Annotated in this window: 6 protein-coding genes; 1 reads left to right on the plus strand and 5 read right to left on the minus strand. The window is 75.0% G+C overall.

What is annotated here, in order from left to right; translation table 11 throughout:
* Positions 1-154: 154 nt before the first annotated feature.
* From AC07C1_RS07200 to AC07C1_RS07220, 5 genes are all read right to left on the minus strand, one after another.
* The gene (locus AC07C1_RS07200; RefSeq protein WP_478937480.1) at positions 155-1,192 is read right to left on the minus strand and encodes a rod shape-determining protein; all 1,038 of its coding nucleotides are present in this window, start codon (positions 1,190-1,192) and stop codon (positions 155-157) included.
* A gap of 166 nt (positions 1,193-1,358) precedes the next feature.
* Positions 1,359-6,215, minus strand: a complete 4,857-nt coding sequence (locus tag AC07C1_RS07205; protein WP_478937481.1) for an SAV_2336 N-terminal domain-related protein — start codon at positions 6,213-6,215, stop codon at positions 1,359-1,361.
* The gene (locus tag AC07C1_RS07210) at positions 6,205-7,233 is read right to left on the minus strand and encodes an AAA family ATPase (RefSeq protein ID WP_478937483.1); all 1,029 of its coding nucleotides are present in this window, start codon (positions 7,231-7,233) and stop codon (positions 6,205-6,207) included. The genes AC07C1_RS07205 and AC07C1_RS07210 overlap by 11 nt, the downstream gene beginning before the upstream one ends.
* 29 nt (positions 7,234-7,262) lie before the next feature.
* Positions 7,263-8,951 (minus strand): VMAP-C domain-containing protein, encoded by a 1,689-nt coding sequence (locus tag AC07C1_RS07215; RefSeq protein WP_478937485.1) that lies wholly within the window; start codon positions 8,949-8,951, stop codon positions 7,263-7,265.
* On the minus strand, positions 8,948-9,544 hold the full coding sequence (locus AC07C1_RS07220) for a CU044_2847 family protein (protein WP_478937487.1): 597 nt from the start codon (positions 9,542-9,544) through the stop codon (positions 8,948-8,950). Before AC07C1_RS07220 ends, AC07C1_RS07215 begins: the two co-directional genes overlap by 4 nt.
* A 212-nt stretch (positions 9,545-9,756) precedes the next feature.
* Here AC07C1_RS07220 and AC07C1_RS07225 point away from each other — a divergent pair, with 212 nt between their 5' ends.
* Positions 9,757-13,365, plus strand: coding sequence for a S8 family serine peptidase (locus AC07C1_RS07225; RefSeq protein WP_478937488.1), 3,609 nt, complete (start codon positions 9,757-9,759; stop codon positions 13,363-13,365).
* The last annotated feature ends 29 nt before the right edge of the window (positions 13,366-13,394 follow it).

Consider the following 13,394-nt stretch of genomic DNA (forward strand, 5'->3'; position numbering starts at 1 on the left):
CTGCGACGTCACCGCCGTGCCCTCCGTGCCGCCCAACTCGGCGTCCCCGTCGCCGCACAGCGTCAGCGGCACGGCGGCCCGCCCCGGAGACGGCTTCCGGCAGCGGTGGCAGACGGGGGCCGGACCGTCGGCCGTACGGCGTGCGCGGTGCGGATCAGGCGGCCAGCGGGTTCAGTACCAGCGGCTCGATCCGGCCCTCCAGCATGGCGCCCAGGCCCTGGGCCGCGCAGATGTCGGGCCGCTCGGCGATGTGCACCGGCATGCCGGTGGCCCGCCGCAGCATCTGGTCGAACCCGGGCAGCAGGGCCGAGCCGCCGACCATCACGAGCCCGCGGTCGGCAAGGTCGGCCACCAGGTCGGGCGGGCAGTCGCGCAGCACCTTGCCGATCCCGTCCAGGACGGACGTCAGCGGGGTCTGGATCGCATCGCGGACGGCGGCGGTGTCGACCCGCACGCTGCGGGCCAGCCCTGTGGACACGTCCAGCCCGTGGATCTCCGTCGAGACCGGTCCGTGCGGGCTGAGCCCGTTGCCGGAGAGCGCCAGCTGCAGCGGCCGTACGGCCTGGCTGGGCAGCATCAGCTCGTGCGCGTGCCGCAGGTGCTGCACGATCGCGTGATCCACGGCCTCGCCGCCCACCGGGACCCGCGCGGCGGTCACGATGGACCCGAGCGAGAGCACCGCGACCTCCGTGGTCGTCGCCCCGCACACCATGATCATGGTGGCCTCGGCGCGCTCCACGGGCATCCCGCAGCCCACGGCCGCCGCGATCAGCGTGTCCACCAGCTCGACCCGGCGCGCCCCCAGCCCCACCAGTGTCTCGATCGTCGCCCGCTGAGCCAGCGGATCGGCGTCGTGCGGGGTGCAGGCCGCCGCGCGCAGCCGGGGCTTGCGGCGCAGGGCACGGCGCATCTTGTCGCCGAGCAGGTGCCGCAGCATGCGCTGGGCCATCTCGATGTCGACCACCGTGCCACCGGAGATGGGCCGTACGACCCTGATGTAGCTCGGCGTCCGCCCCGTCATCTTCTCCGCGAAGTCGCCCACCGCGATGAGCGCGCCGGTACGGGTGTTCACGGCCGCGACCGAGGGCTGGTCGACGACGAGACCGGCGCCCTTCACATACATCCGGGTACGGGCCGCACCCAGGTCGACGGCGAAGTGGCAGCGGCGCAGCTGCTCCAGACTGACGGTCACGGCGGAACCTCCCGAGTGCACGGGCCTTGGGCGCCCGGCCGGTTGGCGGGCCTCTTTCTCTGACTGCATCCTGCGCGGGGGCGGCAGCGGGCGCCTGCTGGGGGCGGCCGGGCGGGGCGCCGCTGAACGGGGGTATTTCTCCGGCCCTTACGGTGTGTCGGCTGTGTCAGAGGGAGCGGGCGGTCTCCAGCAGCGGCCGCAGGGTCGTGCTGCGGAACTCGGAGGTGACCGACAGCGGGCTGTCGTCGCCGTTCAGCCAGACGTATGCGACGCCCGCGGCGCCGGCCGCCTCCGCCTCCGCCCTGGTGGAACCGATCATGACGCAGCTGTCGAGGAGAACCCCGAGCCGTCCGACGGCCCGGAGCACGACGTCGGGGTCGGGCAGCAAGGGGGAGGCCGCGTCGTCGCGCCCGTGCACGCCACCGGACAGGCAGTCCAGCAGACCGCGCCTTTCCAGGTACGCGGTCGCCGCCTCCGTCGCACAGTCGGTGACGACCGCCAGGGCCCGCCCCTTGTCGGTCAGGGTGCGCACCAGCAGGTCGGCATGGGGGACGGGCGTCGATCCCCGGGCGGCAGCCACCTCCAGCGAGGTCAGGCGGGCGCGCAGGTCCCGGGCCGCGGGATGCCCCTCGCAAGCGCGCAGCAGATCGACCGGGTGGGCGTACGGGGCAGCGTCGAGGACGGCGAGCGCCTGGGCGAGGTCCTGGACGGCCTCGGTCGCGTCACGGCCCGGGTGCAGCCGGGTCAGCACGCCGTCGAAGCCGAGAAGTACGGCGTCGGCCCGCAGGAAGGCGCCCAGCAGGCCGTCGTCGGCGCGGAGTCGTCGCGGCCGACGCCTCCTGGGGGGCCGCGCACTGAGCGTGACCTGCCAGCGGACGGAGTATCCGGGCAGGCCGGACGGCACGGGGCCGTCATCCAGGACGGCCTGTGCCTGGGCGGTCCGGCTGGGCGGATAGTTCAGGGTCACGTGGCGCAGCCGGGCGCGCAGCAGGTCGTTGACGCGTGTGGGCAGCGGAGTGCGGCTGGTGTGGACGACGGCCTCGACGGGGTCGGTGACCCGCCAGGTGGCCTCTCCGCGCACGAGGAACGCGGCTTCGTGGCCGACGGCGATCCCGGACATGCCGACCGGCACCCGGTGCTCGGTGACATCGACCTCGTAGTAGCCGGTGGCCCGCGGGGACCGGGTCAGGCCGAGTGCGCCCTCCGGGTCGGTGTAGACGAGGGTCCTGCTCTCTTCGCCGGGTCCCGGCCGGGGAGCCGTGCGGGACAGGGGGAAGGGCCCGAGGACCGGATGACCGGGCGGGGGCTCGCGGTGACGGCAGAGGTGGTAGAAGCCGTCCTCCGCGTCGCGGGTCAACGGACGGAACCACTCGCCTGCGCCCCTCGCGGGCATCTCGTCCCGGAGGGTCTGTGGAACGACGACGACACCGGGGGCGGGCCTGCGCAGGAGAAGGTGCCGCACCGCCTGCTCGTCGGGCTGCTCCTGCCTCCCGGAGGCCCACTGACACGAGAAGACCACGTCCAGCCGCAGGCCGCCCAGCTCCACGATCCGAGCCGGAAGGCCGGCCACGGTGGCCACGACCAGCGGCAGCGCGGACACCCCCGCCTCGACGACCACCCGGTAGCCGAAGTCGCTCGCGATCCGCTCGTAGTCGCCCCGGCCCAGCCCGCTCGCCGTCAGGAGCCGCGCCACCGCCCGCCCCAGCGCGGCCTGGGTGTCGCGGCTCTGCGGGCCGTCGGCGAAGTCGAAACGGGCCGTGGTGCGGTGGGGCCCGGCCGCCCCGGGCGGCTCGCCGGCAGCGTCCTGCGAGGTGACCAGGGTCTCCGGCACGTCGTCCCGCGGCAGCGCGGTCTCCTCGGGCCGGTCCACCGGGCCGTGGCGGAGGGCCGGTGGGGCGTCCTCGGTGGGGTGGGGGTCCTCCGGCAGCCCGTCCGGGGCGGCCACGGGGACGCGGTCCGGCCCTGTGCCGTGCTCCGGAGCCAGCGGCCCCGGGCCCTCGTGGTCGGCGTACTCGGCCCGCAGTTCATGGCCCAGAGCCAGCAGCGCGGGGTCGTCGCCGCCCGACCACTCGTACTCCTCGTACACCTCCAGCGCCTCTTCGACGCGACCTTCCTGTTGCAGGGCGAGGAGCAGCAGGCGGCGGTAGTCCGCGCGCGAGGGATGTGCGCGGAGCAGCCCGGCGAGATCGGTGGCCGCGCGCTCGTACTCGCCCATCTCCAGGTCGAGTTCGGCCCGCTTGCGGTACAGGGCGAGGCGCAGCTGGAGGAGGTCGGCGCGTGCGGTGCGGGCGGCGGGGCCGGGGACGCCGGCGAGCGGGCCGGCGCCACGCCAGAGGCCCAGCGCCGCCTCCAGGCGCTCCCGTGCCGCCCGGAGGGATCCCCGCTCGGCCAGGGCGGTGGCCGAGCGCTCCAGCTCCTTGCAGTGGACCAGGTCCACGAAGTCGGCGCTGGTGTGCAGCGCGTAGCCGTCGGTGAGCGTCGCCAGCGCGCCGGGGCCCAGGGCCTCGCGCAGCCGTGCGGCGATCCCGCCCAGGACGGCCACGGCGTCCTCCGGCTCCTCCTCCCGGCTCCACAGGCCGGCCCTGAGCTGGTCGTGGCTCACCGGACGGCCGTTGCGGAGCAGCAGCAGGGCGAGAGCCGCCTGCTCGAGCGGGGCCAACCGCGGTGAGCTGTCCCGGAGTTCCATGCCGAGCGGACCGAGGAGGTAGTAGAACCGCTGGTCGTACGCCTCCCGGGCGCGCAGCAGCGGAACCTCGTCCGTGAGCAGTTCCGCGCCCTGCCGCTGGGCGATGAGCGACGGCGACATCAGCAGGTTGAACGCCCGGGCGAACGCGCCCCGCGAAGCGTGCGGCAAACGGGCCAGCACCTGAGGCCCGATGGGCAGCGTCAGCCGGGACGTCCCCGCGGCCGGCCGCAGCATCACCTCGCACAGCGCCCGCAGATCCTCGGCCTGTCCGGCCGGCCCCGAGGTGCGGCCCGGCTCGGCGAGGCAGAGCTTGGCCGTGCCGTCGGGCAGGAGCACGACGCGGGACATGCCGAGCCCACCGTGGGTGACGCCGGCCCCGTGGACGGCCGTGACGGCGCGGGCCAGCTGGATGCCGACCGACGCCACCAGCGGCGGCGGCAGCAGGTAACCGGTGAGCGCGGCCAGCGCCTTCAGCGGGACGCCGTCCAGGTACTCCATGACCAGATACGGAACGTCGCCCTCGATCCCGAAGGCGCGGACGGCCACGACGTTCGGGTGCGTCAGTTCCCTCAACCGCGCCGCGTCCCGCAGGAACGCTTCCCGCCGCGCCGGCTCGGTGACCGGCCGCAGCAGTCGCAACGCCACTGTGCCCGGGTGCGCCGCGCCCTCGGCCAGCCACACGGATCCGCCCTGAGTGAGCCGCCGCACCGGCCGGTACCCGCCGAAGGAGCCCGCCGGTGCGGCCTCCTGCCCGGACAGCCGTCGCGCACTCTCGGCCCGGACCGTCGCGAACGCCTCAGCGTCCGCCTCCGCCGCCGACGCGCCGCCCGCCGCGGGTGTCATCGCGCGGAACTCCCCGGGCGCCGCCCCCGCCCGCTCCTCGATCAACCCGCCCACCCGGGCCAGCAGTTCCGTAGTCCGCCCCCTCGACGAACGCGGCAGGCCGCGCTGCAGCAGGGGCCGTACCCCCGGCCGGAAGGCGTAGGAGCCCGGCGGTCCCGCGGCCGTGGTCAGCAGGCCGCTGAGGATGACCTCGGCGAGGTGCTGCGGGCGCGGGTCGGGTTCCACCGCCCGCTGGACCAGGCGCATGACCGGCAGCGAGGGCAGGCCCAGGGACAGATGGCCGGCCAGGCGGAACGCCTCCGGAGAGGAGGTCGCCCGAAAGCGCAGGACCAGTTCCTCGGGGGAGAGGCGGGCGAGGTCCGTGCGGCCGGCCGGATCGACGGGCCGGCCCAGCACCGCCGCCGAGCCGGGGAACGCGGCACCGCCCGCCGACGTCACCAGCCCGGCCCAGTTGGCCAGCCACCGCGGGTCGGGTTCCAGCACCGGCAGTGGCACACCGCCGGTGGACGCGTCGCGGTCCCCGCCGTCGTCCGCGGTGTCGTCCGAGTCGTACGGCGCGAAGGTCAGGGCGGCCGTCGGAGCGGCCGGCCGCGGTGCCGACAGCAGGCCGGGGGCGGCCGGCAGCGCCGTGTCGCGCCACAGGTGTTCCGGGAGGGGCTGGACCACGGCGACGGGCAGCTGCCGCGCCCAGCGGCGCAGGGTGTCGTACCACCGCCGGCCCGCCGTGCCCGGCCGCCACTGCGGGCCCATGCAGTCGCTGACGACCAGGGTGACCGTGCGGCCGTCGGCGGGGGCCTGCGCGCCGTGGCCGTGGACCGCGCCGTCGGGGGTGGCGCGGACCGGTGTCACGGTGCGGAAGATGCCCGACTGGGCCAGCGCCGTGTGCAGTTCGCCGATCAGAGGGCGCCAGACGGGCATCGTCGGGCCGGTGTCGTACACCAGGTTCAGACGCAACCAGCGTTCCCGGGCGGGGCGCAGCACCGGCAGCCACCACTCGGGAGCCGCGCCGAGCCGGGCGATGCGGTCGGCCGTCGCCTGCTCGTCCAGGCGGTGACCGCAGGGGGCGTCGGTACGGCGCTTGAGCGGGCGCAGGGCGCGCTGCAGGCCCAGGGGATGGCGCAGCATCGGAGGGGCCGGCGCCAGGAGGCTCGCGTACGGGCCGCCCGACCCGGTCCGCGTGGGGGACGGCAGGTGGAGGGGGGCGCGGGACGCCTCCCGGGGCGCGGCGGGTGTGTCGTCCGGCGCCACCGGTGGGGCGAGCGGTGCCTTCCGGGGCGGCTGCCCGGGCGGGTCCTCGGACGTGTCCGTCGTACGCGGGCCTGGCTCAGCGGGTGCCGTGCTGCCCGGTTCACCGCTCCCCGGCTCCAGCTGCCGTGCCAGCCACAGCACTTCCGCCAGCTCCAGCGGGGTCGGACGCGTGCCGCCCGCCGCCTCGGCCAGTACGTCGGCCAGCCGGGCGAGCGGGTCCGGGGAGCCGGTGGGGTCAGAAGGCATCGGGGCGCTGGGCCTCGCCGAGGTACGGCATGAGCTGTTCCGCCAGTTCGTCCAGGGAGTCCGCGGACAGGTCGGAGGAGCGGGCCAGGTAAATCGCGTTGAGGAGCTGGTCGGTGGCCAGGTCGCCGCCGCCGATCCGGGACAGGAAGCGGCTGATCAGGGTCTGCGCGTACGGGTCGGGTTCGCCGTCGAAGTGGGCGCGGACGATGTCGGCCAACTGGGTGTCGTCGGGCTGGCGCAGCCGCAGGGTGACGCAGCGGCGCAGGAAGGCGGGCGGGAACTCCCGCTCACCGTTGCTGGTCAGCACGACGAAGGGGAAGGCACGGCAGCGCACCCGGCCGCGTTCGACGCACACCCGTTCGTGGGTGCCGTCGACCATGACCTCGGCCATCGGGCTCTCGGCACTGGACGAGCGCACCAGCTCGGGGATCTCGTACTGGCCCTCTTCCAGCACGTTCAGCAGGTCGTTGGGCAGGTCCAGGTCGCCCTTGTCGATCTCGTCGATGAGCAGGGCGCGAGGGCGGGCGTAGGGCAGGAGGGCGGTGCCGAGAGGGCCGAGGCGCAGATGGTCCTCGATGCCGGAGCCGGGCACCGGGGAGCCCGGCTCGGTCGCCGCCGCCTGGCGGGCCGCGTACAGGCGGGAGAGGGGGTCGTACTGGTAGAGGCCGTCGTGCAGGGTGCTGCGACTGGTGATGTTCCAGCGCAGGACCGGACCGAGCCTCAGCTCGCGGGCCACCGCGTACGCCAGGGAGGACTTGCCGGTGCCGGGCGGCCCCGTGACCAGGAGCGGACGGCGCAGGTAGAGGGCGGCGTTGACCAGTTGGACCGTCTGCGCGGTGGCCCGGTAGGCCGCGGCGCGGTGCGTGCGGTCGGGGGAGGAGGCCGCGGTGTCGGCGGTGTCGGAGGGCGTGTCAAGGGCGGGGCCGCCGTCGAAGGCCCGCCAGGGCGGCGGAGGGGGCAGCTCGGTGATGCCGTCGTGCGGCTCCTCGGTGCCGGTGTACACGGGCCACAGGGGCATGGGGGGCGGTCCTCGATCTCTCGCTGGTCTCAGGCGACGGGGGAGTGCAGGCCGGCAGTGGCCTCGGGGAAGCAGCGGGGGTCGTCCCAGAGCAGCTGGACGTCTCTCGCCCAGTGCCGCTCGGGTTCCTCGTCCGCCTCCGCCTCCTCGCGCAGGGCCTGGACGTGACGCGGGAGTTCGGCCGGGGGAACGCCCTCGACGTGCGGGGAGAGGGCGTCCAGGAAGGCGGTGCCGGCGCAGGGGATGTCGTGTTCGACGGCGCCGCCGGGGCACCCCGAGCGCGGCCACAGCAGAACCGGAACGGGCATGTTCAGGCCCACCTCGAAGTGACCGGGTACGGCGCCGGGCGGGGCGGCGAAGCCCGCGAGGCCGGCGTCCGTCTCGCGCAGGCGTCTGCGCAGGCCGAGCGGGCGTTCCGGGGTGCCGCAGTCGATGCGGTGCAGCGCGGTGCCGGAACCGGTCGCCAGTTTCTGCCACTTCTTGCCGAGCTGGTGGCGCAGCCGCGCGCTGTGGTGCCGGGAACGGTCGGTCACGACCACGGGGTGGGCGCAGCCCAGCGGGGTGGAGTCGTCCGCGCTGCACGCCCACTGTGCCACCGGCGTGTTCAGCCAGTCCCGGGGCAGTACGAAGGTCAGCAACTCGTCCGCGTCCGGCGCCAGATGGCTGAAGGCCTGGTCGATGCCCCGCTGGACGTACTCCTGCACCTCGGCGCGGGCCAGGCGGTGGGTGCCCACCGGCCGGCGCCTGCCCCCGCGGTACGCCGACACCGAGACCGTGACCTGGTCGGGGCCCGCGCCGCTGCGGTCGATCTCGACGAGGATGGGTGCCCAGCCGGCCCAGGAAGCGGCCGGTGCGGCGGGGGCCTCGGCGGGCCCGTCCAGCAGGTCCGCCAGCCGGTCGGTCAACCGGCCCAGCGCCTCGGCCGGCTCCTCGACCTCCCACTGCACATAGGAGACCGCCGCCCGCAGGGAAGGGAACCCGCCCGGCGGCAGGGCGGGGCCGAAGTCGCCGACGGCGTCCACGAACAACTGGTCCGGTGAGCACGCGAGGCCGGTGGCCTCGGCCCGCCGCACCAGCGCGTACAAGCGCTTCACCGGGTCCCCGCCGCCGTCGCGGACCGGGACCAGCTCGCTCAGCCCGGGCCAGTAGTGGGCCATCACCTCGGTGGGCAGCATGCGCGCGACGAGAACGCCCTGCTCGCCGGCCCGTTGCGCGACCATGCCGACCACTCGGCCGTCCGGGCGGGTCACCGCGGCGCCGCTGAAGCCGTGGGTCAGCGGCTGGCCGTGGCCGCTGACGGCCTCCAACTGCACCCACTGGCCGGCGATCAGGGTCGTGGACACGGCACGGTACCGGGCGAGCTGGCCCTCGTCGTACCCGTCCGGAAAGCCGTACGCCACCAACGCGGGTACCGAGGCGTCCGGTTCGGCACTCGGCGGCGCGAACCCCGCCGGGTCCAACGGCACTTCCTGGGCCAGTTCCAGCACGGCCAGGTCACCGGGGTCGGTGTCACCGCCGGCCCAGCCGCCGTGCACGGCCACCGTCGCGGGCACCTCACCGAGGTCCCGGCGGCCCGGGAACGACACGGTCACCGGCGCCAGTTCGCTGTCCTGCACCACATGGGCGCAGGTCAGAACCTTGCGAGGGGTCACCAGGAAGCCCGCCCCGGCCACCGCGCCCCCGCACTCGATCCGGGCGTGCCAGGAAGCGCGCCTCATGAGCGGGGGCTCAGCTCCGGGGTGGCCCTCGCCGGGTCGGGCAGCGGCGGAGTACCGGACACGGGCGGCGCGTCCGTCCCCCGCACCGCCGGCTCTTCGGCGGTGGCCGGGCCCCGCACCGCCGAGACGCCCGGGTCCGGCACCACCGCCGAGGCAGCGGCGCCCTCCGGTACCACCGCCGAGGCAGCGGCGCCCTCCGGTACCACCGCCGAGGCAGCGGCGCCCTCCGGTACCACCGCCGAGGCAGCGGCGGCCGACGGCTCCGGGGCAGGACGCTGCAACGTCCATCCCAGCCGCACCACCAGCTGACCCTCGGCCGCGCCCTTGGCGATGACCGCACCGGCCTCCGCGCTCAGCTTCACGCCGAACTCCAGCTCGACGGAGTCGGGCCGCAGGGCGCCGTCGCGGAAGACCCGCAGCGCGGAGTGGGCCGCCGCGCGCACCCCGTCCAGGGCGCCCTCGAAGGTACGGGCGGCCTGGGCCGCCGGGCCGCCCTCGCCGCGGGAGACGAGCCGGGTACCGCTCGCGCTGTCCGCGGCCTCCACCACGACAACGGCGCCGTCCTCCGTGGTGAACTCCATCAGCTTGTTCATGGCGCTGCCCGCCCCCCGTGTTCCCGATCCACAACCGACTCCATTGTTGCGGAAGGCAGCTGACGGTGTCCGCCGTTCCGCCCGCCCCTGCCGACGCCCCTGGCGGAAAACCGCCAGGACGCCTTTCCGCCACCCACGGTCAACACCCGTGAACCGTCAGGGGCATGACACTCTGCCAGCACTCGGCGCGCTCGACACGAGAAGAGGCGTGGATGACCAGAGGACCAGTCAGACGCGGCGCGGCCCTGATGTCGGCGGGGCTGGTGATCGCCCTGCTGCCGACGGCCCCAGCGGCCGCGCGGCAGGCCGCCGGAACCCGGACCCCGGACACCGCCACCACCGTCACCCTCGTCACCGGCGACACGGTGACCGTCACCGACCTCGGACAGGGCAGGAAGACGGTCACCGTGCAGCGGCCCCGCGGGGCCGCCGGTGCCGTACGGACGCAACAGAGCGACGGCGACCTCACCGTCGTACCGGACGAGGCGCTGCCGTACCTGCGGGCCGGGACCCTGGACCGGCGGCTGTTCGACGTGAGCGAGCTGATCCGGCAGGGGCTCACCGACGCCAGGACCGGCGCGCTGCCGCTGATCGTGACCTACGGCACCGGCGCCCGGGCCGCGACCCCGGCCGGCGCCGAGCGGACCCGCGGCCTGCCCAGCCTGCACGGGGCGGCCGTGCGGGCGGCCAAGGGGCGCACCTTCTGGCGGTCCTTCACCCGAGCCTCCGGCATCGGCAAGGTGTGGCTGGACGGGCGGGTGACAGCGGACCTGGCCGAGAGCAACGCCCAGATCGGCACGCCGGCCGCCTGGGACGCCGGGCTGACCGGCAAGGGCGTCACGGTCGCCGTCCTCGACACCGGCGTGGACCTGACCCACCCCGACCTGAAGGACCGGGTGAGCCGCACCCAGAGCTTCGTCGACGGACAGGAGGTCGCCGACCGCAACGGTCACGGCACCCACGTCACCTCCACGGTCGGCGGCAGCGCAGCCGCCTCCGACGGCAAGGAGAAGGGGGTGGCGCCGGGCGCGACGCTCGCCGTCGGCAAGGTGCTCAGCGACCAGGGCTCGGGCAGCGAGTCCCAGATCATCGCCGGGATGGAGTGGGCGGCACGGGACGTGCACGCGAGGATCGTCTCCATGAGCCTGGGCTCCACCGAGCCGAGCGACGGCACCGACCCGATGGCCCAGGCGGTGGACACCCTCTCCCGGGAGACCGGCGCGCTCTTCGTCGTCGCCGCCGGGAACACCGGCGCCCCGTCCTCCATCGGCTCGCCCGGCGCCGCCGACTCCGCCCTCACCGTGGGCGCGGTGGACCCGGACGACCAGGCGGCCTACTTCACCAGCGCCGGCCCCCGCCACGGTGACAACGCCCTCAAGCCCGACCTCTCGGCCCCCGGCGTCGACATCCTCGCCGCCCGCTCCCAGCTCGTCCCCGGCAGCGGCTACTACACCTCCATGAGCGGTACGTCCATGGCGACCCCGCACGTCGCCGGCGTGGCGGCCCTGCTCGCCGAGGAACACCCCGACTGGACCGGCGCCCGGCTGAAGGACGCCCTGCTGTCCACCTCCGCACCACTGGACGCCTCCGCCTACACGGTGGGCGCGGGACGGGTCAGCGTCCCCGACGCGGTGCACGCGCAGGTCACCGCGACCGGCGGCGCCGACCTCGGCTTCCACCGCTGGCCGTACGAGACCGACAAGCCCGTCACCCGGACCGTCACCTACACCAACTCCTCCGCAGAGCCCGTCGAGTTGAAGCTGTCCGTGCGGGGTGCCCCGGACGGCGTCGCCACCCTCGCCGACACCTCCCTCACGATCCCCGCCCACGGCACCGCCGCCACCACCGTCACCGGTGACGCGGCCAAGGCGCCGGCCGGTGAGACCAGCGGGCAGATCGTGGCCTCCGACCCGGCCGGCACCCCGGTCGCGCACACCGTGTTCGCACTGGTCAAGGAGGAGGAGCGGTACACGCTCACCGTGCACGTCAAGGACCGGTCCGGCGCGCCCGTCGCCGCCGGCCTCACCGTGCAGCGGCTCGCCGAGGGCGAGGACGCCCAGCCGGCGCGGGTGGGCGACTCCGGCACCCTCGAGCTGCGCCTGAAGCCCGGCACCTACTCGCTCACCTCCTTCCTCGACGTGCGCGGCAGCCACGGCGCCGACTCCCTCGGTCTCGGCTTCCTCGCCGCCCCCGAGATCACCCTCGACCGGGACCGGGACGTCACCCTGGACGGTCGGAAACTGCGGGAGATCAGCGCGGACGTGAACCGGCGCACCGAGACCCGTCAGCTCCTCATGGAATACGACCGGAAGGCGAACGGCGCCGACCTGTTCGGCGCGGTCCAGGTGCCCCTCACCTACGACAGCGTCTTCGCCGCCCCCACCCAGCGGGTCACCCGGGGTGACTTCGAGTACCGGACCGTGTGGCGGCTGGCCAAGCCGATGCTGGAGGCCAGGGGCATCGGCGAGGCGACCGTCCAGGCGGGCGGCACCCTGCTCGAGGGCCGTACCCGGCTGCCGCTCGTGGACGTCGGTGACGGGCCCGTCACCGGGGTGTCCGGCAAGGCGGTGCTCGCCCGCCTCGCCGACGGCGCCGATCCGGCCGCGCTCGCCCGGGCCGCCCAGGACGCGGGCGCCAAGGCACTGTTCGTGACGGACGACGCCCCCGGCCGGCTGATGGCCTGGTGGGGCACGGACGACAACGCCGACCGGCCCCTGCAGATCGCCACGGTGAACACGGCCGACGCGGCACGCCTGCGGGCGGCCGGACGGGTCGACATGACCGGCACGGCCGACTCCCCGTACGTGTACGACCTCTCCGAGGGCCACCGGGGAGCGATCCCCCACCGGCGCCTCACCTTCGCACCCTCGCGGCGCGAACTCGCCGCCGTGCACGTCCGGTTCCATGCCCCGCGGCCGATGAGCGGCGGCGAGTTCCGGTACTCGGTCACCGATGCCTTCCCGATCGGCCTCGGCTTCCAGGAGCGCGTCGACCTGCCCGCCGAGCGCACCGACTACGTCTCCACCGGCCCCGGCCAGCTGTGGCACGAGTCCGTGACGGCCGCCGACGGCGCGCTGGAGGAGCGCAGCGGAACGGTCCGCTACGACGGCGGAACCCGGCCGGCGCTGAACTGGTTCCGGCCGGTGTGGCACCCGTGGCTGGGCACCGGGCTCGGCTGGGGCCAGCAACGTGCCGGGAACCAGATCCAGTTGAACACCCCCGGCTGGGGCGACTCCGGGCCCGACCACACCGGCTCCGGCGACGTGTGGAGCGAGGACAGCGGGATGAGCCAGACCACCGCCGTCCACCTGGACGGCACGCTGGTCGACCGGAGTACCGGCTCCGCCGCCTACGTGTGGGACGCGCCCGCCGACGAGCACACCTACACGGTCGTCACCGACACCGCCCTCGACCCGGGCCGCTGGAAACTCGCCACGAAGGGCCACGCCGAGTGGACCTTCCGCTCGGCGGCCACCCCGGAGGACCGCTGGACCTACCTGCCGCTGATCAACCTCACCTACGACCTCGACACCGACCTCGCCGGTGCCGTGCACCGCGGACGGCGCATCCCGGTCACGCTCGGCGCCGAGTACGTGGCCCACGCCGCCGGCACCGGGACCCTGGGCGGTGGCCGGCTGGCGGTGTCGTACGACGACGGCACGACGTGGCGGCCGGTCCCGCTGAAGGGCGTGGACGCCACCTGGCGCGGCACGCTGAGTGTGCCGCGCACCGCCGCCTCCGTCTCGCTGCGGGCCTCGGCCCACGACGACAGGGGTGGCTCGGTCACCCAGGAGATCATCCGGGCGGTCGGGGTGAGGTGACCTGTGGCCTTTCGTTTGGATCATGCCGG

The sequence above is a fragment of the Streptomyces sp. NPDC045022 genome, from assembly GCF_056432605.1.

Excerpts from the sequence above, each read along its gene's own strand:
- AC07C1_RS07220 (WP_478937487.1), bottom strand. The coding sequence starts at position 9,544 with ATGAACAAGCTGATGGAGTTCACCACGGAGGACGGCGCCGTTGTCGTG.
- AC07C1_RS07225 (WP_478937488.1), top strand. The coding sequence starts at position 9,757 with ATGACCAGAGGACCAGTCAGACGCGGCGCGGCCCTGATGTCGGCGGGG.
- AC07C1_RS07205 (WP_478937481.1), bottom strand. The coding sequence starts at position 6,215 with ATGCCTTCTGACCCCACCGGCTCCCCGGACCCGCTCGCCCGGCTGGCC.
- AC07C1_RS07210 (WP_478937483.1), bottom strand. The coding sequence starts at position 7,233 with ATGCCCCTGTGGCCCGTGTACACCGGCACCGAGGAGCCGCACGACGGC.
- AC07C1_RS07215 (WP_478937485.1), bottom strand. The coding sequence starts at position 8,951 with ATGAGGCGCGCTTCCTGGCACGCCCGGATCGAGTGCGGGGGCGCGGTG.